This window comes from Mesorhizobium sp. M0618 (genome assembly GCF_040320765.1).
Classification (GTDB): Bacteria; Pseudomonadota; Alphaproteobacteria; order Rhizobiales; family Rhizobiaceae; genus Mesorhizobium.
Genome location: NZ_JAMYQH010000011.1, coordinates 1 through 20,170, shown reverse-complemented (window position 1 = coordinate 20,170; position 20,170 = coordinate 1). Strand labels below are relative to the sequence as shown.

At 61.6% G+C, this 20,170-nt stretch carries 15 protein-coding genes and 6 pseudogenes; 15 read left to right on the top strand and 6 right to left on the bottom strand.

The genetic code is table 11. The features are described 5' to 3' along the window. Nucleotides 1–10 precede the first annotated feature (10 nt). The 6 genes and pseudogenes from nodS to NKJ04_RS13805 form a co-directional block, all read left to right on the top strand. Nucleotides 11–619 carry a nodulation methyltransferase NodS gene (gene nodS / locus NKJ04_RS13830; protein ID WP_352675660.1) on the top strand — a complete coding sequence of 203 codons (609 nt, stop codon included), beginning with the start codon at nucleotides 11–13 and terminating at the stop codon, nucleotides 617–619. A 34-nt stretch (nucleotides 620–653) separates the two neighbouring features. Further along, nucleotides 654–899 (top strand): annotated as a pseudogene (locus NKJ04_RS13825) (carbamoyltransferase N-terminal domain-containing protein); the annotation flags it as partial. A 43-nt stretch (nucleotides 900–942) separates the two neighbouring features. Further along, nucleotides 943–1,854 carry a nodulation factor ABC transporter ATP-binding protein NodI gene (gene nodI, locus NKJ04_RS13820; protein ID WP_023736276.1) on the top strand — a complete coding sequence of 304 codons (912 nt, stop codon included), beginning with the start codon at nucleotides 943–945 and terminating at the stop codon, nucleotides 1,852–1,854. A 3-nt stretch (nucleotides 1,855–1,857) separates the two neighbouring features. Beyond that, nucleotides 1,858–2,646 (top strand): ABC transporter permease, encoded by a 789-nt coding sequence (locus NKJ04_RS13815; RefSeq protein ID WP_023736275.1) that lies wholly within the window; start codon nucleotides 1,858–1,860, stop codon nucleotides 2,644–2,646. A gap of 66 nt (nucleotides 2,647–2,712) precedes the next feature. After that, a complete protein-coding gene (locus NKJ04_RS13810; protein WP_352675657.1) occupies nucleotides 2,713–3,663 on the top strand; it encodes a LysR family transcriptional regulator in 951 nt (316 codons plus the stop codon). Nucleotides 3,664–3,693: 30 nt separating this feature from the next. Next, nucleotides 3,694–3,954 (top strand): annotated as a pseudogene (locus NKJ04_RS13805) (hypothetical protein); the annotation flags it as partial. A gap of 29 nt (nucleotides 3,955–3,983) precedes the next feature. Here the strand turns inward: NKJ04_RS13805 and NKJ04_RS13800 are convergent. Then, a pseudogene (locus NKJ04_RS13800) lies at nucleotides 3,984–4,301 on the bottom strand (hypothetical protein); the annotation flags it as partial. Nucleotides 4,302–4,574: 273 nt separating this feature from the next. Here NKJ04_RS13800 and NKJ04_RS13795 point away from each other — a divergent pair. The 8 genes and pseudogenes from NKJ04_RS13795 to NKJ04_RS13760 form a co-directional block, all read left to right on the top strand. Then, a pseudogene (locus NKJ04_RS13795) lies at nucleotides 4,575–5,083 on the top strand (beta-barrel domain-containing protein); the annotation flags it as partial. Between the two features lie 726 nt (nucleotides 5,084–5,809). Continuing rightward, nucleotides 5,810–6,610: a calcium-binding protein gene (locus tag NKJ04_RS13790; protein ID WP_031213793.1), complete on the top strand. Its 801-nt coding sequence runs from the start codon at nucleotides 5,810–5,812 to the stop codon at nucleotides 6,608–6,610. A 397-nt stretch (nucleotides 6,611–7,007) separates the two neighbouring features. Then, on the top strand, nucleotides 7,008–8,783 hold the full coding sequence (locus NKJ04_RS13785) for a type I secretion system permease/ATPase (protein WP_352675655.1): 1,776 nt from the start codon (nucleotides 7,008–7,010) through the stop codon (nucleotides 8,781–8,783). Beyond that, complete coding sequence (locus NKJ04_RS13780; protein WP_352675652.1) at nucleotides 8,758–10,071, top strand: HlyD family type I secretion periplasmic adaptor subunit; 1,314 nt, start codon at nucleotides 8,758–8,760, stop codon at nucleotides 10,069–10,071. The genes NKJ04_RS13785 and NKJ04_RS13780 overlap by 26 nt, the downstream gene beginning before the upstream one ends. Before the next feature lie 358 nt (nucleotides 10,072–10,429). Next, nucleotides 10,430–10,915 carry a type II RES/Xre toxin-antitoxin system antitoxin gene (gene parS / locus NKJ04_RS13775; protein WP_352554104.1) on the top strand — a complete coding sequence of 162 codons (486 nt, stop codon included), beginning with the start codon at nucleotides 10,430–10,432 and terminating at the stop codon, nucleotides 10,913–10,915. Next, nucleotides 10,912–11,421 (top strand): RES family NAD+ phosphorylase, encoded by a 510-nt coding sequence (locus NKJ04_RS13770; protein ID WP_352441449.1) that lies wholly within the window; start codon nucleotides 10,912–10,914, stop codon nucleotides 11,419–11,421. Before parS ends, NKJ04_RS13770 begins: the two co-directional genes overlap by 4 nt. A 229-nt stretch (nucleotides 11,422–11,650) precedes the next feature. Further along, nucleotides 11,651–12,088, top strand: a complete 438-nt coding sequence (locus NKJ04_RS13765) for a hypothetical protein (protein WP_023813918.1) — start codon at nucleotides 11,651–11,653, stop codon at nucleotides 12,086–12,088. Nucleotides 12,089–12,263: 175 nt separating this feature from the next. Continuing rightward, on the top strand, nucleotides 12,264–13,373 hold the full coding sequence (locus tag NKJ04_RS13760) for a DUF4432 family protein (protein WP_352675648.1): 1,110 nt from the start codon (nucleotides 12,264–12,266) through the stop codon (nucleotides 13,371–13,373). Here NKJ04_RS13760 and NKJ04_RS13755 read toward each other — a convergent pair. The 3 genes and pseudogenes from NKJ04_RS13755 to NKJ04_RS13745 all read right to left on the bottom strand — a co-directional run bounded on the left by NKJ04_RS13755 (nucleotide 13,370) and on the right by NKJ04_RS13745 (nucleotide 17,195). Further along, nucleotides 13,370–14,250, bottom strand: a pseudogene (locus tag NKJ04_RS13755) (alpha/beta hydrolase). The gene NKJ04_RS13760 and the pseudogene NKJ04_RS13755 overlap by 4 nt on opposite strands. Before the next feature lie 25 nt (nucleotides 14,251–14,275). Beyond that, nucleotides 14,276–16,327, bottom strand: coding sequence for a Fe(3+)-hydroxamate ABC transporter permease FhuB (gene fhuB, locus NKJ04_RS13750; protein WP_352675646.1), 2,052 nt, complete (start codon nucleotides 16,325–16,327; stop codon nucleotides 14,276–14,278). After that, entirely contained in the window at nucleotides 16,320–17,195 is an 876-nt protein-coding gene (locus NKJ04_RS13745) for an ABC transporter substrate-binding protein (RefSeq protein WP_352675643.1), read from the bottom strand. The genes fhuB and NKJ04_RS13745 overlap by 8 nt, the downstream gene beginning before the upstream one ends. Before the next feature lie 506 nt (nucleotides 17,196–17,701). Between NKJ04_RS13745 and NKJ04_RS13740 the strand changes: the two genes are divergently transcribed. After that, on the top strand, nucleotides 17,702–18,049 hold the full coding sequence (locus NKJ04_RS13740; protein WP_032808338.1) for a hypothetical protein: 348 nt from the start codon (nucleotides 17,702–17,704) through the stop codon (nucleotides 18,047–18,049). An 86-nt stretch (nucleotides 18,050–18,135) separates the two neighbouring features. On the opposite strand, the gene ggt is transcribed toward NKJ04_RS13740, so the two are convergent. Both ggt and NKJ04_RS13730 read right to left on the bottom strand, forming a co-directional pair. Next, nucleotides 18,136–19,875, bottom strand: coding sequence for a gamma-glutamyltransferase (gene ggt / locus NKJ04_RS13735; protein ID WP_352675640.1), 1,740 nt, complete (start codon nucleotides 19,873–19,875; stop codon nucleotides 18,136–18,138). 25 nt (nucleotides 19,876–19,900) lie between these two features. Continuing rightward, nucleotides 19,901–20,170: pseudogene (locus tag NKJ04_RS13730) on the bottom strand (hypothetical protein); the annotation flags it as partial.

Genomic DNA, 20,170 nt, shown 5'->3' with positions numbered 1-20,170 from the left:
GTGCACGAGTTTGACCCCGAACGTGAATCATCAGTTGCTTGATCGGGAATTGGCCGCAGACGATCCGTGGCTTCTCGACGGCAATCCGTTCGAGCGGAAGCGCCACACGCAAATGCTCCAGCTGGCGCTTGCCCAAGGCTCCATTTCAAATGCCCTCGAAGTCGGGTGCGCTGCCGGCGCATTCACGGAAAAACTAGCCCCCTACTGCCAAGGGCTCACCGTCATCGATGTCGTGGCGCAAGCGATTGCTCGAGCACGTCAACGGATAAACGAGCCGTCGCGCATCAACTGGATAGTCTCCGATGTTCAACAGTTTTCGACCGACGAGTTGTTTGACCTGATCGTTGTGGCGGAGGTCCTCTACTATCTCGAAGACATAGCCGAGATGCGCGCGGCCGTCAAAAACCTGGTGCGGGTGCTTGCGCCTGGCGGGCATCTGATCTTCGGATCGGCAAGGGATGCTAATTGCCGTCGCTGGGGTCACGCCGCTGGTGCTGAGCCGGTCATCGCCATGCTGAACGAAACGTTGATCGAGGTAGAGCGTCTTGAGTGTCGGGGCGAGTCGGTCAACGAAGACTGCTTGCTCGTCCGTTTCCGAAACCCGCTTTCCGCTTCCTGATGATCGAATCTATCGCCGTTAACCTGGAGACACTATGCGCATCTTTGGTATCAAGCTGACCCATGATGGGGCGATCGCCCTGGTCGAGGATGGACGGCTCGTCTTCTGCGTTGACCAGGAAAAGCGGCACAACGATCCGCGTTACCAAGCCATCGATAATCTCTACGCAATTGTCGCCGCTTTACCGGAACAGGGGCTAAATCCTTGTGACGTCGATCAGTTCGTTATCGACGGCTGGGATGGCGAAGACGAGTCACAGTTTCAGGTCCGGCAGGCAACCAAGCAACCGCCAGTCTTGGCGTCCCTCTCGGTAAAATGAACCCATGTCCATGGTAGCGATCGATCTTACTGACGTAAGCAAAACTTATGACAAGCTCGTTGTCGACAGACTGTCGTTCCGCGTTGCGGCGGGGGAATGCTTCGGGCTCTTGGGACCGAACGGCGCGGGCAAAAGCACGATTGCGCGTATGGTCCTCGGCATGACATCGCCCGATGCGGGGAAGATTACTGTGCTCGGCGTTCCAGTGCCGGCGCGCGCGCGTTTGGCACGTATGCGCATCGGCGTGGTCCCGCAGTTCGACAATCTTGATACCGCGTTCACTGTACGCGAGAACCTGTTGGTGTTCGGGCGCTACTTCCGGATGAGCAGACGCCAGATCGATGCGGTCATACCATCGCTGCTTGAGTTCGCCCGCCTCGAGAACAAAGCGGATGCGCGCGTCGCCGAACTGTCCGGCGGCATGAAGCGGCGCCTGACGCTCGCGCGTGCGCTGATCAATGACCCGCACTTGCTGGTGATGGACGAGCCGACCACCGGCCTCGATCCGCAGGCCCGCCACCTGATCTGGGAACGGCTGCGATCGCTGCTGGCGCGGGGCAAGACTATTCTTTTGACTACCCATTTCATGGAAGAGGCCGAGCGGCTGTGCGATCGGCTGTGCGTTATGGAGGAGGGGCGCAAGATCGCCGAAGGCCGCCCGTCCGCACTCATTGACGAGCAGATCGGCTGTGACGTGGTCGAGGTCTACGGCGGCAATCCGCATGAACTGGGTGCGCTGATCCGGCCGTACGCACAGCGCATCGAGGTGAGCGGTGAGACGCTTTTTTGCTATGCACCCGATCCGGAGCAGGTGCTGGCGCAGCTACGCGGGCGCGCGGGTCTACGCCTTCTGCAGCGTCCCCCCAATCTCGAGGATGTGTTTTTGCGGCTAACCGGGCGCGAGATGGAGGACTGAACAATGGGCGAACGTTATGCGGCGGGCATGCCCGCCAATGCGTGGAATTGGGTCGCGGTTTGGCGCCGCAACTATCTTGGATGGAAGAAAATCGGGCTTGCATCGGTGCTCGGCAACCTCGCCGATCCGATGATCTATCTGTTCGGTCTCGGCTTTGGAATCGGAACAATGATAGGTCCTGTTGAGGGCACTTCGTACATTGCGTTTCTCGCGGCTGGCATGGTTGCCACAAGCGCGATGGCATCGGCGACCGCTGAAACGGTTTACGGGAGTTTCGGCCGCATGGGCGACCAGCGCACCTGGGAAGGAATGCTATGCACTCAGCTGACGCTCGGCGATATCTTACTCGGCGAATTGGCCTGGGCAGCCACCAAGGCCCTGATGGCGGGCACAGCAATCACTATTGTTGCGACCACGCTAGGCTACGCATCGTGGCCATCCATCCTCTGCTTGCTGCCAGTCATCGCTCTCAGTGGCCTCGCCTTCGCGAGTCTAGCGATGGTCGTCACGGCGCTTGCGCCCAGTTATGAATATTTCATATTTTATAATACCCTTGTTATAACACCCATGCTCTTCCTTTGCGGCGCGATGTTTCCGGTCAACCAATTGCCCGGCGCTTTTCAGGACGTCGCCTCCTTGTTGCCCCTCGCACATGCAATTGACCTCATTCGTCCGGCGATGCTTGGCCGTCCGGCCGGCAGCATGGGCCTGCATATCGGCGCGCTTTGCATATACACGGTTTTGCCGTTCTTCCTATCGGTTGCTCTGTTTCGTCGTCGGCTGATGCGTTGACGCTCTCACCATTCGTGAAATTGATTGTTTGGGCGATACCCATCCACGGGTCGGATAGGTCAATGCATGCGTTTTAAGGGACTCGATCTAAATCTCCTCGTTGTGCTGGACGCTTTGATCAGGGAGCGTAAAGTCACCGCCGCAGCCCGCAGTATTAACCTGAGTCAGCCGGCCATGAGCGCCGCCGTCGGTCGGTTACGCGCCTATTTCAGCGATGAGCTATTTACGATGAACGGCCGCGAACTCATTTTGACACCGCGCGCGGAGGGGCTCGCCACAGCAGTCCGGGAGGCATTGCTGCACATCCAGCTGTCGATTATTTCCTGGGACCCCTTTAACCCGGTCGGATCGGATCGTCGTTTCCGCATCATCCTTTCCGATTACCTCACACTCGTATTTTTTAAGAAGATCGTAAAGCGTGCTGCGCGGGAAGCTCCCGCCGTCCGCTTCGAATGTCTGCCTATTTCCGACGACCCCGAGGAGCTTCTCCGGCGCGGCGACGTTGATTTTCTGATTATGCCGGAAGTGTTCATGTCGAAACATCCTCGCGCAGCCCTGTTCGAAGATATGCTCGTATGCGTAGGCTGCGGCACGAACAAGCAGCTGTCAGAGCCACTTACATTCGACCGATACTTGTCGATGGGGCAGGTTGTGCTTAAATTCGGGGACACCCGGCAGCCCTCCATCGAGGAATGGTATTTGCTCGAGAACGGTTTCGAGAGACGTATCGAGGTCGTCGTACACGCCTTTAGCATGATCCCGCCCCTTCTATCAGGCACCAGCCGCATCGGGACCATGCCGTTGCGGCTGGCGCAGCATTTCGCGAAATTAACACCCTTGCGGATTGTCGAACTTCCGCCGCCACTTCCTGCCGCATTCACGGAGGCCATCCAATGGCCTGCGCTTCACAATAATGATCCGGCAAGCCTATGGATGCGGGAAATGATGTTGCAGGAGGCATCTCGTATGATTGCCCTGCCTAAGAGCACCGGACGTCTCAGTTGTCGGCCGAATTGAGAAACTGACCCCTCGGTTATAAGAGGAGGCATGGATGGCGATTGGGATTGGGCGATTCCTGCATTGTCGAGAACGATGCAGGGAGAGCAGATCCTTCAGCCTGAAGAGGTGGCAGCGATGCTGCGGCGGCATGAGGTTGGCGGGGAACCGACGGGCGAAGGAATTCGGTGCGCGCGCAACACCGTGCATCGGCATCTAAGCGAGGGCGGGACTGTTCCGTTTCGCAAGCCCGTGCGGCCGACGGCGTTTGACGGACTGGACGATTGGCTGCGGGAGCGCTTCTTCCCCCATGGGTCGAGCCGGATGACGATCTCGACCCGCTCCAGATGCACCGGGAACGCCTTGCGCGGTCGCGCAGCACGTCGCGGCTCGCCTGTCGGTCTTGCGGCCTTGCGGCCTTGCGGCCTCGAGTTCGGACTCAATCGCGCCGAGCCCGGTCTGGATTCGAAGGCGAAGGCCTCCTGGGCACGTTCGAGCTTCTCGGAGCTGCGACCGAAGCGCCGCGCTCCAGCTGCTTGACGATCCCTGAAGGTCGGCGAGCCTCTCCTGGGCACGCTCGTTGAGTGTCGCCATCCGGACGATCTCGGCCTTGAGTGTTCGCTCCGGAGTTGTTGCAGTTCGGCCTTCTCCGCCGCCATGGGGACGAATATCGCCTTGAGCGGAACGATTTCGTGGAGACGGGCCAAAGCGCTTCTCTTCATGACGCCGACAAAAGCTTATTTTGCACGGCCAGAGGCCCGCCTTTTGCGCCTGAGTCACGTCGCCACGGCCTATCCGGCCGACGTCGGACGCCGTCTCCGTTCGGCTTAAGCGCGCCAGTCCATGCCTTCGACGAGCGCCATCAGTTGGGCGCGGCAAGCCGGATCACGCCGTTCTCCACCCGCGGCCAGCGGAACTTGTCCTCGTCCAGCGAGGCGCAGGTCGGGGAGTATGGTGAGCGCAAGGTGGCGGCTGAACAGGAACTGCGACGGATCGATATCGTGGCGCCGCAGTGAGGCACCATTCAACAACTCGCAGTTCATACGCTCGAGTGATTACGCCCGCCGATCCGATCATGCTAATCGTGCCGGAAGGCGACGATCTTGCGCTGGAAGTACGGATCACCCCGAAGGACATCGACCAAATCCAGCTTGGTCACAAGGCCGTGCTGCGGATGTCAGCCTTCAATCTGAGAACCACGCCGGAATTGAACGGATATGTCAGCCGGATCGCAGCTGATCTGGCGACGGACGAAAAAAACGGCATTTCGTATTACCTAGTGCGTCTATCGGTTCCGCATGCGGAACTGACGAAGCTCAAGGACCTAACGCTCGTGCCCGGCATGCCGGCCGAAGCGATGGTCCAGACGGGCGAGCGTACGGCGCTTTCCTATTTTGTGAAGCCGCTGTCGGACCAAATCAGTCGGGCATTCCACGAGTAATGAAAGCAATTCTGTTAGCTTGGCGTAGGCCGCGTCGCGTAGAGCCCGTGCGGCCGACGTGCGGAAGCTGTCGTTCCGAGATCCTTGAACTCTCGGCTCGCGCGAACGCGCTCCCTAATGTTCCATTGCTCGCAATGGGCAGTGCTGGCGAGATACTCGGCAACACAGCCCTATGCCTGTTCTTCCGAGGCCGGCTTGACGGTGAGCGAATGCGTAACGCAGCTGTGAGGACCCGTCAGTTGTCGTTTCAGCTCGGCTTCGGTCAACTTCGACAGCCTGTCGGCGAAAGGTGCTATCACGAGACCATTGGCGGCAAATTGCCCTCCCCTTGTTGCGCGGTAGCAGCATGCGTGTCGGGGAAGGAACCGTCTCCGGCCCCCCCCATTCATCGCTGAGCCGCGCCGTACCCGCCGCCACCGGAACTTGTCCACGTCCAGCGCTTACGGTGCGGGTATGCCGGCGTCGAGCAAACAGGGAGAGGTTTGGGCCCAACCAGGGCGGCCGGTTACCAAGTTTTACTCGTCCGCTTGAGTGTGAATGTTCGGGTCGATCGTCTGGGCGCGTCCCCGCCGCCTGCGAGCCCGCTACTGCTCAGCGGAAGGGCGAAGTGAACGTGAATGCATCCATTTCGTAAATGTGTGTCTATCCAAGCAATCGATTTCTCTAATTACCCGATGAGCAATATGAACGCGTCAGGCAGGGTGCATCATCAGGAGTATTTTTTCGATGGCAAACATTATCGAGGGTAGCCCGGATGCCGAAACACTCCTCGGCACCAAGGGTGAAGATTGGATGGAGGGTTTCCAGGGCGGTGACTGGATTGACGGTCGTGGCGGCAACGACGAGATCTCGGCTGGCCCGGGCAGTGACCGAGCCCTTGGCGGCGAGGGTAACGACCGCATCTTCGGCGGAGATGGCTGGGACGATCTCTCCGGCGACAACGGCCGCTTCAACGCGCGCATCTCCGGTGAGGACAATGACAGGCTCAGCGGCGGTCCCGGCCAGGATGTCCTCTACGTGGGTGACGGCCAGGATACGTTGACCGGGGGCACCGACAATGACACGTTCGTGTTCCAGTTCCACAATCCGGTGCCTGGGGTCGATCCGAGTGTCGGGTCGAAGCCGGACATTACCACTATCACCGATTTCAACCCGGCGGAGGACAAGTTCGCCTTCGATGCGGTGGGCCTCTACAACGACGGTTTTGGCGCGAACTTCGTCAACAACGCCAGTATACAGTCCGGCTACCCGGTGAGCAGCTTCTACAGTGGCGCGGCCTCGGGTGCGAACGGCGAACATGTCGTGGTAATCACTGGCGAATCTTTCAACTCTGCTAATGAGGCAGCGCGTGCGATCTCCGGCGAGCACGCCGGCGACATCATTGTCTACCAAAGCAGCTACACCGACAGAGTCGCAACTCTGGCCTATGTCACCGCCGACGGCAGCGCGCACGAGTTCGCCCACCTGGGCGGTGTGGTCACCGTGGCCGACCTAGGCCTGACCGCGTCGGACTTCACCTTCGTTTGATCCAGAAAACCGATACGGAACCGCGCCCCGCCCCCCTGGGCGGGCGCTTTCCCGTTTCCGCTACTTGCCATGGGCCGGGGCGGCCGAGGGGCGCCCGGGAGCAGTTGCAGCGTGGATAGCTTGACGAAGCCCTGCGCGTCGCGCTGGTCGTGCACCGAAATCTCCTGAAAGTGTGGAGGCGGAAGCCTGTCCGGGCCCTTGCGGCCGGCCACGATGACGTTGCCCTTCCAAACCTTCAGCCGGACGGTTTGTTGACCCGCTCCATTAAATGCCGGGACCAAACATATTCGGCGGGAGCACTGATCCTGAACCAGCGAGCGGATGCAGTCGGTCGCCGGTCGGGGAGCAATATGGGGCTGAGTCGCCAGCCTCCGGAACTTACGTGAGAAGCCATTCCTTGAAGGATTCAGCTTTGAGACCTTTCCCTCTGAGTTCCGCTATTTGGGGCGTTGTGTTGATCAGCGGCGCGGTCAACGTGCTTGCGCTGATCTCGCCGCTGTTCATGCTTCAGGTCTATGACCGCGTTCTGGCAAGTGGCAGCGTATCGACGCTGGTGGGGCTCGTCGTGCTTGCTGCGGGGCTTTATGCGTTCCAATGCCTGCTCGACATTTTGCGCGCCCGCGTGCTGCTGCGGATTGGCGAGCGTTTCGATGGAGAGTTTTCCGGACGCGTTCACGATGCGATCGTTCGCCTTCCGCTTTCAACGCGCATGCCGGGCGACGGCTTGCAGCCGCTTCGCGATCTCGACAATGTTCGCGGCTTCTTGGGTGGAAACGGTCCGACAGCGTTCTTCGATCTGCCATGGATGCTGTTTTATCTTGGCATTTGCTTCCTCCTTCATTTCTGGATCGGCATGACGGCACTTATCGGGGCGGTCGGCCTCACATCTCTGACACTCCTTGCCAACACTCTCTCGCAACGGCCGATAAGCGATACCGTTGCCCACAACATGGCACGCAATGGTCTGCTGCAAGCAGCGCGTTGCAATGCCGAGGTCGTGCGAGCTCTCGGCCTTGGAAAGCGGATCGCTGCCCGATGGCAAAAGGCCAATGCCAAGTATCTGGCCGCCAACCGGAAAGCTGGGGACGTGGCAGGTGGGCTGGGTGCCATTTCAAAATCGCTGCGCGTGCTGCTGCAATCGGCCATTCTTGCCGTCGGCGCGTACCTTGTCATCAGACAGGAGGCTACGGCCGGGGTTATGATTGCCAGTTCGATCATGATGGGGCGTGCGCTGGCTCCGGTCGATCTGGCCATTTCAAGCTGGAAACCTTTCCTCATGGCGCGCCAGGGTTGGGCGCGGCTGGAGGACCTCTTGGAAAAGGTTCCTGAATCCGCTCCTGTTATGCCAATGCCTGCACCTGAACGCGAACTGCGCCTCGAAGGCGTGACAATCGTTCCGCCCGGCGAAAGGAAGCCGACCGTGACCGGCCTTGCGTTTGCCATTCAGGCGGGAAGCGCACTCGGGATCATCGGTGCATCGGGCTCGGGCAAGTCGACACTCTCGCGCGCCATCGTCGGCGCATGGGCGCCGGTCGCCGGAAAGGTTCGCATCGACAGCGCAAGCCTCGATCAATGGGACCGGGAAGCACTAGGCCGTCATATCGGCTATCTGCCGCAAGGTGTTGAACTGTTCGACGGCACCATTGCCGAAAACATTGCTCGTTTTGAAGATAATCCTGACCCTGAGGCTATTGTCGCCGCGGCGAAAGCAGCGGGCACGCACGAACTGATCCTCCGATTTGAGCACGGCTACGAAACTCCGATCGGTGAGGCCGGATCGGCACTTTCCGCCGGGCAGCGCCAGCGTATCGGTCTTGCCCGTGCTCTTTATCGAGACCCTTTCCTTGTTGTGCTGGATGAACCCAATGCCAATCTCGATGCGGAAGGCGAGGCTGCGGTCGTTAAGGCGATCGCCTCCGTGCGCGAGCGCAAGGGCATTGCGGTTGTCGTCGCCCATCGGCCGAGCGCCATCCGCGCCGTGGATTTGGTGTTGGTGATGGAAGGTGGACGGCAGCGAGCATTCGGTGCGCGTGATGAAGCACTTTCCAAAGTCCTGAAGGGGACAGCGATGGCACGAGGCGCTGGCGTCAAGGCCATCGAATCTACACAGGATCATGTGGGAGAGCGCGCTGACATGGAGGATCCCGGTGTCCGGCATTCATCAGAACAATGACGTTTCCAGCTCCATTCGCCGCCACCTGGTGGCGGGCCTTCTGGCGAGCGTAATCTTTGTGGGAGGAGCCGGAGCCTGGGCGGCCTTCACGAATCTCTCCGGTGCGGTTGTCGCGTCCGGACACTTTGTCGTCGATTCCTATGTCAAGAAGGTGCAGCACCCGACCGGCGGGGTGGTGGGAGAAATCCTGGTGCGCGAAGGCGATAAAGTGAAAGCCGGCGACATCCTCATGCGGCTCGATGCCACCCAGACGCGCGCCAATCTCGCCATAGTCACCAAGCGGCTCGATGAGCTCGCCGCCTACCAGGCAAGACTCGATGCTGAACGTGACGATCTCGCGGAGATCGCCTTCCCGGACTGGCTGCTCGTCCGAAGAGATGTTCCGGACGTAGCTTCGGCAATACATAGCGAGACGCTGCTGTTCGAATTCCGCAGACAATCCCGCGACGGAAAGCAGGCGCAACTGGCGGAACACATTACTCAATATCACCACGAGATCGAAGGATTCGAGGCGCAGGAAATTGCCTGTGAAAAAAGGATCGAGGTTCTCCTTAAGGAAATTGCTGTTCTGAGTGGGCTGCGCGACCAAGGCATTGTCTCGGACCAACGGTTGAACAGCCTGAAGATCCAGGTTGCCACTTTCGGTGGCGAACGCGGTGAGAAGATCGCACATCAGGCACAGACAGCAGCCCGCATAGCCGAAACGCGCCTGCAGATCCCGCAGATCGATCAGGATTTCAAGACCGAAGTCGGCCAGGAGCTCAGAGAGGTTCAGGCGCAGATCGGGGAGTATGGTGAGCGCAAGGTGGCGGCTGAACAGGAACTGCGACGGATCGATATCGTCGCGCCGCAGTCAGGCACCATTCAACAACTCGCAGTTCATACGCTCGGCGGAGTGATTACGCCCGCCGATCCGATCATGCTAATCGTGCCGGAAGGCGACGATCTTGCGCTGGAAGTACGGATCACCCCGAAGGACATCGACCAAATCCAGCTTGGTCACAAGGCCGTGCTGCGGATGTCAGCCTTCAATCTGAGAACCACGCCGGAATTGAACGGATATGTCAGCCGGATCGCAGCCGATCTGGCGACGGACGAAAAAAACGGCATTTCGTATTACCTGGTGCGTCTATCGGTTCCGCATGCGGAACTGACGAAGCTCAAGGACCTGACGCTCGTGCCCGGCATGCCGGCCGAAGCGATGGTCCAGACGGGCGAGCGTACGGCGCTTTCCTATTTTGTGAAGCCGCTGTCGGACCAAATCAGTCGGGCATTCCACGAGGAATGATAGTAATCCACAGAAATATATTGTTGGTATTTATGTTGGTTGTTCGCAGGCTACGTGGGTAGTAACATCCTGAAAGTACTGGCATACTTTCCTCACTTGGATTCCGCCTCTGGGCACCATTTTCCAAACAATATAAATGACTTAATCGTTGGACGCTTAGCCGTCTTGCGCGCCGTCAAGACCCTGCCCACTACGTCAGATACGACCGCCTTTCCGGCCTTAATTCTAATCATCTGGCTACCGACGCCGCGCACTCGGTCATATCTTCCGGACTGGGTTCAAGCAGCGCCCGCTGCCCACTTGAAATCGCCACCGTCAACTGTCATATTTTACGCGACAGTTGACGCAGGAGGCGCACATGACGGCTACGGCGGATAAGGTCGTTACGGAAGCGAGAGACGGCGGTCTCCAACGAGTGGAGGCACTGCTCGGCGGGTCTCGTATATTGTCGCGTCGATTGACCAGCGCACTTGATGCGCATGAATTGCTTCTAAGTGGCCTGCCGGCCTCGGCGCTAAACCATCTCGTCGGACAACTGGTCTTCATTGACAAGACGGCGTCCCTCGAAAAGGCGGTTGGTATGAGCCTGCGAACCTGGCAGCGCCGCAAAGACGCTCCATCCAAGCCTCTTAGCCAAGAGCAAAGCGGACGGACTTGGAAATTCGCAGAGATCCTGGCGAAGGCGACGGATGTCCTCGGTACGCAGGCGGAAGCTGAGCAATGGTTGGAGCGCCCGGCGATCGGTCTCGACCAGCGCCGTCCGATCGATCTTCTGGGCACTCCCGCCGGCGTGGAACTGGTCGAAGACTATCTCGAACGGCTTGAATACGGCGTCTATGCATGACGCCTCTGCCAATAGCGCTCGGAGGAACGGAACTCATCGCGTGGCGGCTTGACCAGGCCGTCCATGCCGCGACATGGAATAGTGGCGAAGGTGCCTATCGGGTGGGCGGCCGCTGGAACAGCAAGGGCGTAAGAGCTGTGTACTGCTCGATCGATCCCGCCACGGCTATCCTCGAAGTCGCCGTACATAAGGGTTTTCGCGCCCTCGACACAGTTCCTCACACGTTAACAGCCGCTGTCATCAGCGATGCATCGGCTATACATGTCGTCGATCCTGCAAGCGTGCCCAATCCGAACTGGCTGCGCCCCGGCATACCAAGCGCGGGTCAGCAGGCATTCGGGGATGACCTTCTGATGGGCCATCGCGTGGTGGCGATACCGAGTGCGGTCTCTTCACATAGCTGGAACTTGATCTTCGTGGCAAGCGTAGCGACAGATACCTATGCGCTGAAGCTCCAGGAAACTTTTGCTCTCGACACAAGGCTGCATCCCCCGGCCGGCCGCTAATCTGGCCGCGTGGGCGCTGTGTGCAAGGCGTCGGCTCACCGGGAGTCGCAGCCAAAATATCTGCCGCTTGGTGACGGCCAGCAGGGTGGCCATAAAAGCTGGCCAACCGGTCACCGCAAGCATCATTGGCCGAAACAAGTTTGCGCTCTTCTGCCTGCATGCGGATTTAATTTGCTTGGCCACCCGTCAACCCTGGGGCAAACTGCCTGCCGGGGCTGCAGGAGGTGAAATGAGAGCACGCGCAGCAACGCTTGGGGATCTGGAGGATGTCTTTCGCGGTCTGTCCAAGCGGATGTCGGACGAATACGTGGCGGCCGGCAAGGACAGCAAGATCGCCTACGACAATCTGATGATGAATTTGAAGGAGGGCCGCGCGCACGCGCTTGTCGAGGGCGACAAGGCCGTGGCGATTATCGCCTGGCACGAGAACAGCGACGCCGCCGACACGCTGTTCGCCGCACGGGAGGATTTCTTCCGTGCGGCGACCGTTCGCTTCTGCAAGCGGCATATCCGGCACATCCAGGCGCTCGCCGGCAACCTCGCCATCCACTCGCGCAGCTGGCTGCAGGGGCCGGATGTCGCAAGATGGTTTGGCGTTATCGGCTATGTCGAGCGCGGCCGGGAGAATGGCGCCACTTTGTTCGAGCTGCCGCCGGCTCGCGGATAGGCAATCGCGGGATATTGCCTGGCAAGCTTGCAGTTTCGAGCGCTCTCCCAGGAGGGTGCGAAGAGACTTTTCCACCAGCCGTCCTGGCAGAAGCTGTGAGGCGTGCTGCCGTTGATTTCCAGATGTTTCCTGCGACTATCGGCACGCACACTTGCGGAAGATAGAGGTCGAAACAATGCATCTGGACCACTCCGATCACGTCTTCGTCGACCTCGTGCCCGAGCAGTTCGGCCCGTCGGAAACCATCGTCGCGCGCTATCGCGGGCTTGTCGCCACCGCCTTTCGCTATCGATCCGGCGTTGCCGGGCTTCGGATCAGCAACGCGAAGGGCGAAATCGTCATGCTGCCGTTCCAAGGACAGCAGATCTGGGACGTGACCTTCCTCGGCCGCTCCCTGACCATGCGCTCGATGTTCAATGAGCCGGTCGCGACCCGGGACTATCTTTCCAACTACGGCGCGTTCTTCATTCACTGCGGCGCTACCGCAATGGGAAATCCGGGCTCGGATGACCGTCACCCGCTTCACGGCGATCTGCCCAATGCGCCTTATCAGGACGTGCAACTGATCGCCGGCAGCAATTCCGAAGGACCCTTCATGGCGCTGACGGGGCGCTGCCGACAGACCGTCGCTTTCAGCCATGACTATGTGATGGAGCCGACCGTACGGCTGCAACTCGATGCCAGCAGCGTCGCAGTCGACATCGTGATCGAGAACCTGAAACGCTCGGCCATGGAGTTGATGTACCTGGCGCACATCAATTTCAAGCCGGCCGACGGCGGGCGCCTGGTCGACACCGTAGCGGATGATTCCGCGGACATTGTCGTGCGCCAGACGCTGCCGCCCTTTTTCACACCGAGCGAAAGCTACCTTGCTTACCGCGATGCCGTTGTCGCCGATCCTTCGCGGCATCGCCTGCTGACCAAGGGCGAGCCGATCGACCCAGAACTCGTGCTGACGATGAGGGCTAAGGCGGACCTCCAGGGCTGGGCGCACGCCTTGCAGGTCCATCCGGACCGTACGGCGGATTTCGTCAGCTTTCGCCCCGACGAGCTCAATTATGCCGTCCGCTGGATCACGCGCGGCGCCGACCAGGACGCACTTGGCCTCGTGCTGCCGGCCACCGCCGAACCAGACGGCTATCTTGCGGCCAAGGAAAGAGGCCGCCTGGTTCGCGTCGTACCCGGGGAAAAATTCCGCTGTGCCCTGCGTTTTGGCGCTATGGACGCGGACGCAGCCGCACAACGGGAACAAGCCATCGCAGCGTTGAGAGGTGAAGGCCGTTAGTCGCAAGCCCTGACCGCAAACGCTGCCTGAACCGCGCGATTGACCGTGACCGGCAGGATCGACATGTGGTTCTCGCCGGCGTGCAGCTCGAAGCGCGCGCGCACGCCCGGGAGAGCATCAAGCCGCTGCGCCATTGCCCGCGCGAATTCGTCGGTGCGTGTCACCTTCTTCTGCCGCAGGCGCTTTTCCTCGTCCTCGGCGCCAATCTGGAACGGTGCCAGCTTCTCGGTCTCGTACTCGCCGGCCGACAGGATCATGGTCGCCGCCAAACCAGCGGGAACGGCGGCCTCGAAGGTTTCGAGAAAGCGGTCGATGGCACGCTCTTCCCAATAGAGGGCGGGGCTCGCCGCGATCCAGGTCTGGAAGGCAGAAGGCCGCGTGAACAAGGCATAGAGCGCAAACAGACCACCGAAGAATGGCCATAAAGCGCCTGGCGGCTTGTGTCGACCGTGACCCGACCGGCGACCCATGGCTTCAGCTCGTCTTCGATGAAGGCAAGGAATTCCGCTGCCCCACCCGTCCGGACTTCGGGCGTGCCCTCGTAGAAGGGCGGATAGGTCTTGCCCGGCGGCGGGCCGAGGTCCCATGAGCGGCGCAACGGGTCGTAGCCGCCCTCGACGGGATAGCCAATGGCGACGATGACGCCCCAGCCGACATTGGTGCCCGTTGGATAGAAGGCCTGCGCGCGCATGGCGTCGACCGCCGTGCCGATGACGGCATTGCCGTCGGTCATGTAGAGGACCGGCCAGCCGGCTTCTGGCACCGGCCCGGACGGCACATGCAGGAATATCCGCCAGGGGGCGCCGCCCTGCGCCGGGACGAAGTCGTGGATCGTGGTGTCGGCAATCAAGGCTGGCGCCGCCATCGACTTGGACATGGATATCTCCAGAGGGACAAAAAAGTCAGCGGCGGCGCAGCAGCCACATCAGCACCGGGCCGCCGATGAGCGTGGCGACGAGACCGGCCGGGATCTGGCGCGGGAAGATGGCGGTGCGGCCCACCCAGTCGGCGGCGACCATGATCAGCGCGCCGGCGAGCACCGCGCCAATGGCCTGCGGCAGCGCACGGGACAGGCCAAGGCGACGGGCAAGGTGCGGCGCCATCAGGCCGATGAAGGTCAGCGGACCGACGATCAGCGTCGAGGCTGCGGTGAGTGCCGCGACCACCAGAAGCACGAAAAGCCGCGTCCTCTTCAGGTCAATGCCAAGGCCCTGCACAGCGGCGGGGCCAAGCGGCAGGATGTCGAGCCAGCGCATGAAGAAAGGCGCGAGCGCGAAGAGGCAGACGGCGATACCACCGGTCAGCAAGGCGTCACCGACATCAACGCCATAGGTCGAGCCGGTCAGCCAGTTGAGCAGCAGCATGGCACGCGGATCGCCGGTGGCGGTGAGCACCAGGATCAGCGCGTCGAACAAGGCCGTCAGGGCAACGCCTGCGAGCAGCAGCCGCTCCGGCGCATAGGCGGCACGGCGGCCGATCGCCAGCGTCACCAGCAAAGCGGCGAAGGCGCCGATGGTTGCCGCCGCCGTCTGAACCGGGCGTCCGGCATCGGAGAGCGCAAACAGCGCCACCATCATGCCAAGGGCGGCACCGGCGCTGATGCCAAGCACTTCCGGGCTGGCCATCGGATTGCCGGTCAGCCGCTGCATCATCAGCCCGGCGAGCGCCAGCATCGCCCCGGCGCTCAGCGCGGCAAGCACACGAGGCCACCGCCACGACAGCAAAGGCTGCAGCTCGTCGCCGAAGGCGAAGGTCCAGCCATGCGGACCCGGTCCATAGAGCAGGGCCAGCCCGAGCAGCAAAAGCAGGGCCAGGCCGATCGCCGTCAGTATAAGGCCGGGCCGGCTTGCGCGCGGCAGGCGCGCGGCCATCAAGGTCGGGACTTCCGAGCCAAGAGCAAGGCGCGGCAGCAGCCAGAGAAGCAGAGGCGCGCCGAGAAGTGCTGTGATCGCTCCGGTCGGCAGCAGGTCGCCTTGCGGTCCAGTGGCGATCTGTACGGCCTGGTCGGCTGTCCACAACAGCGCCCCGCCGATCAGCGGCGCCATCACCAGTTGTTGGCCCAGCCGCCGGGCACCGCCGATGCGCGCGAGCGTCGCCGCGGCCAGGCCGACGAAACCGATGACGCCGACAGCGGCAACGACAAACGCGATCAGGGCGACCGCGGCCGCCAGTCCTGCGAAGCGATAGGCGCCGAGCGGCACGCCGAGGCTGCGCGCGCCTTCATCGTCGAGACCAAGCAGGGCCAGCGGCCGCACCATGAGGAAGATCGCCAGTGCCGCGCCGCCGATGCGTGGCAACAGCCACAGTGTCGTCGACCAGTCCTGCTGGCCCAGCGAACCGGCGCCCCAGATGAACAGGCCGGCCAACCATTCATGCCGCAGCACAATGAGGGCAGCGCCGATAGCGCCGGCATAGAGACTGACAACAAGCCCCGCCAGCACGACCGAAAGCGGTGACAGGCCTTTGTGCCAGGACAGAGCGATGACGGCGGCAAGGGCAACGAATGCGCCGCCCAGCGCCACCCATTCGCGGCCAAAGGCAAGCAGCGACGGTGACAGAAGCGTTGCTAGTGCCAGCGCCAGATAGGCGCCGGCCGAGACACCGACCGTTTCGGGCGAGGCGAGCGGGTTGCGCAGAACCTGCTGCAGGACGGTTCCGGCAAGCCCGAGCGCCGCACCGCATAAAAGGCTGACGGCAAGCCTGGGCAGGAAGGCGTAGTGGACGAGCACCTGCCGCATATCATCAATGTCCGGGGCGGCGAGCGATTGGAGCCAGAGCGCCGATGGCAGCTGCACGGTGAGGTTTGAGACGGTTGCCGCGATCGCCGCCGCGAGCAGCACCGCGCAAAGCAGGATCGCGCCTACCGGCTGATTGCCAAGAGAGCCCCATGGCAAGGCGCGGCCCGACGGCGCAAGCTTTCCTTCTTGAGTGACGGCCGCGGCATCCTCAGCCATGGGCGGCCTCCGCGGTCATCGCCGACGCCAGGACCCGAGCAAAACGGCGCGCGGATGGAAGCGCGCCAAACATCAGGACGGCAGGAAGGCGCATGATCGAGCGGTTGCGCACGAAGGGCATGGCGTTCCAGACCGGACTTTCGGTCAGCGTGCCGCCGGCGCCCTCAGGCAAGGGTTCGAGATAGGCGAGGCGCGCATCGCTGGATGTTGCCAGCCCGTCGATACCGACGGTCGAAAACCCCCAGTAATTGGTCTCCGCCGTCCACGCGTTGCTGAGCCCGATGCGGTCGAACACCTCCTGAAACAGGCTCTTTGCGCCGTAGACGCGCACATTGCGGGGGTCCAGGAAGCTGACGACATAGATCGGCCGTGCCGACAGCGGCGCCAGTTGCCGGCAAATCTCCGTAAAATACGCGTCTGTCGCCGCGATCAGCGCTTCGCCTTCGCTTTCCTTGCCGACAAGCCCGGCGAGCTGGCGCGTCGCCTCGACGGCGCGCTGATAGGGCTGCCCGGCTTCGGTGTAGAGACCGATCGTCGTCACCGGAGCCACGCGTTCGAGCAGCGGCTTGATGCCGTCGAGATACGGCATGGACAGGATGATGTCGGGCTTGAGCTGCTGCAGGAATTCAAGATTGGGCTCGAGCAGCGTGCCGACATCGGCGATGTCAGGCGGCAGCCGCGGCTCGACCACCCATTTCTCCCAGACCTCCCGATCGGCAATGGCGACCGGGCTGACGCCGAGCATGAGCAAGGTCTCGGTCAACCCGTCATCCAGGCAGACTATGCGCAACGGACGGGCTTCAGCCGTGGAGAACCCCATGCCGGCGAACGGCAGCGTGAAAAGCCCGAGCGCCTGGCGCCGGGTCATTCGGCTGCGCAAGTGATCGGACGCGGCTCTGGGCTCTCGGTCTCTCTGCAATGCGGCGTGCCCTGCTTTTCGGGATACGGTCTCCAGTGACCACTGCCCGGTTGACTATGAACATGAGTTCAATAGTCAACATTTTGATGGCCTGACAAGTCAACTTTACGCAACCGCATGCCAGGCGCAGCCGCCGCTTGGCCGCAAGGCGATTCGCCCGTACAACAGCGCTGTGCGACGTGGCCGACCAAAAAATCACCGCCCGCGAAGCCCAATCCGCGCTCGCATCATTTTTCCTCCACGAAGGCATTCCATGATAGACGAAGCCACGGTCGCCTTTGGGCAGCCGTTTCCTGGATTGCCTGAGAGACCAAAGACGGCCAAGGAACGAACCAAAAAAGCCGGCAGCAAGCCGCCGCCTGAAGACGTCAAGGACCGGTCGAACGCATCAAGGCAGCGCGATCGGGTTGCACTCGGCAAGGCTTGATGATTTGTTGCCGCTATACGGAGAACGAATGATGCGAGAGCCTGCCGGTCAAGACGAATACGGGTCGACGAACCCCTTCGATCCGGACGACCTGCCGACGTTGAACGCAATCGGCCCGAGCATGGGTAGCGGCAATGATTTCGAGAGATATGCCGTTGCCGTGATCATCGTGTTCGGTGCGCTGATCATTGGCGGGCTGATGGCCGCATCGATGGTCTTCGGGCACCGCAACGGCTTCCTCTTCGCGCTTGGCGGCGCCACGTCCGCCTGGATATCCGGAAACGCGCTGCTGCTCGACCGGCCGCGTATCTATGCGCTGTTCGTCGGCATTGCCGCCTTGATGCTGGTTGCGTCCACCCTCACGCTGGTCTTGTGACGATCAAATCGGTGTGAGCCGATCCACTTGAGCAGCGGGCGATCAACCCGAATCGCCACGCTGCACCAAGCTTTTCCTCCGAGCTATCAGTATCCGAGCGCCTCGCCAGAGGCCGCGCGGCTGTCGATGGCGCCGTTGTAGCGCGCGCCGCCGCCCTTCTCGATTTCCGCCAGGCTCTTGCCGCCGACCAGGATGCCGGCCGCCTGCCCCCAGGTCTGGTCAGCGAGATCGAGGTGATATCCCATGCCGGCCAGCAGCTTTTCTGTGTCCGGCGACAGGCCGAACGGCTCGACATAAACCTTGTCGGGCAGCCATTGATGGTGGATGCGAGGCGCGTCGATCGCCTCCTGGATGTTCATGCCGTGGTCGATGACATTGACGATCGCTTCCAGCGTGATGGTGATGATGCGCGAGCCACCCGGGCTGCCGATGACCATGAACGGCTTGCCGTCCTTGGCGACCACGGTCGGGCTCATCGACGACAGCGGCGTCTTCTTCGGCTGGATGGCGTTGGCCTCGCCCTGGACCAGGCCATAGAGGTTGGGCACGCCGGGCTTCTGGGTGAAATCGTCCATCTCGTTGTTGAGCAGGATGCCGGTGCCGTCGGCAACGACGCCGGCGCCGAAGGACCCGTTCAGCGTGTAGGTGACCGCGACCGCATTGCCTTCATCGTCGATGATCGAATAATGCGTCGTCTCCTTGCTCTCGCCAAAGCCCTTCGGCATCAGATCCTGCGACACGCCGGCCCGGAACGGGTCGATCTTGTCGCGGATATCTTTGGCATAGGCCTTATCGAGCAATTTCGAGACCGGATTGTCGACGAAATCGGGATCGCCGAGCGCGGAATTGCGGTCGACATAGGCGTAGCGCATCGCCTCGACCATGACATGGACCGTCTCGGCCGAACCGGCACCAAGGTAGGACAAGGGATAGCCCTCCAGAACGTTGAGGATTTCGCAGATGATGACGCCGCCGGAGCTGGGCGGCGGCGAGGAGGTGATCTCGTAGCCGCGATAGGTGCAGGTCACGGGCTTGAGTTCGCGCACCGCATATTGCTTGAAATCCGGTTTGGCGAGAATGCCGCCCTTGGCGCCGCTCGCCTTGACGATGGCATCGGCGATGGCGCCTTTGTAAAAGGCATCCGTACCCTTTTCGGAAATGGCGGCGAGCGACGCCGCGAGGTCGGGCTGGACCAGCCGCTCGCCGATGCCATAGGGCTTGCCGTCGGGTTTCAGGAATATGGCGGCGGCCGCGGGGTCCTTCGCCAGCCTGTCGGCACTGCCGGCAAACGAGGCGGCGTCGCCCTGGTTGAGGATGAAGCCGTCCTTGGCATAGCCGATTGCCGGCGCCATCAGATCCTGCCGGGACAGTTTGCCGTATTTTTGGCGGGCCATCTCCAGACCGGCCACCGAACCCGGCACGCCGACCGCAAGATAGCCGTCGAGACTGGCCCCCTTCACCGGGTTGCCGTCCTTGTCGAGATACATGGTTTTTGTCGCCGCCAGCGGCGCCCGCTCGCGGAAATCGAGGAAGGTCGATCTGCCGTCCTTGAAGCGGATGGTCATGAAGCCGCCGCCGCCGATATTGCCGGCATTGGGGTAGACGACCGCGAGCGCATAGCCGACGGCAACCGCCGCATCGACAGCATTGCCGCCCTTCTTCAAGACCTCGATGCCGACTTCGGACGCCAGATGCTGGGCCGTCACCACCATGCCGTGCTCGCCCTTGGCCGGTTGCGGGGAAGCGGCAAAGGCGCTCGTCAACGGCGCCAGGGCGAAGGTGATGCAAAGACTGGCGGCGATCAGTGTTCTGCGGGTGAGCGGCATGGCGGTTCTCCGGGCGGGGGGACGCCTAGAAAAGACCCTTGGGATGGGTTAGTCCAGCCAATAGTGATGGTTGGCGTTCCTTCACACCCCCCTCTGTCCTGCCGGACATCTCCCCCGCAAGGGGGGAGATTTGCAGCTTCAGCTGCGGCGCTCTTCCTGCATCGTTGGCGATTGGCGAAAGCAGAAATGACATCCGATCTCCCCCCTTGCGGGCCTGTTGCAAAATTGTGTGGATGTGATTCCCTGTTTTTGAAACGGGGATCTTGCGATGACGACGAAGCCGAGCGGTCAGTTC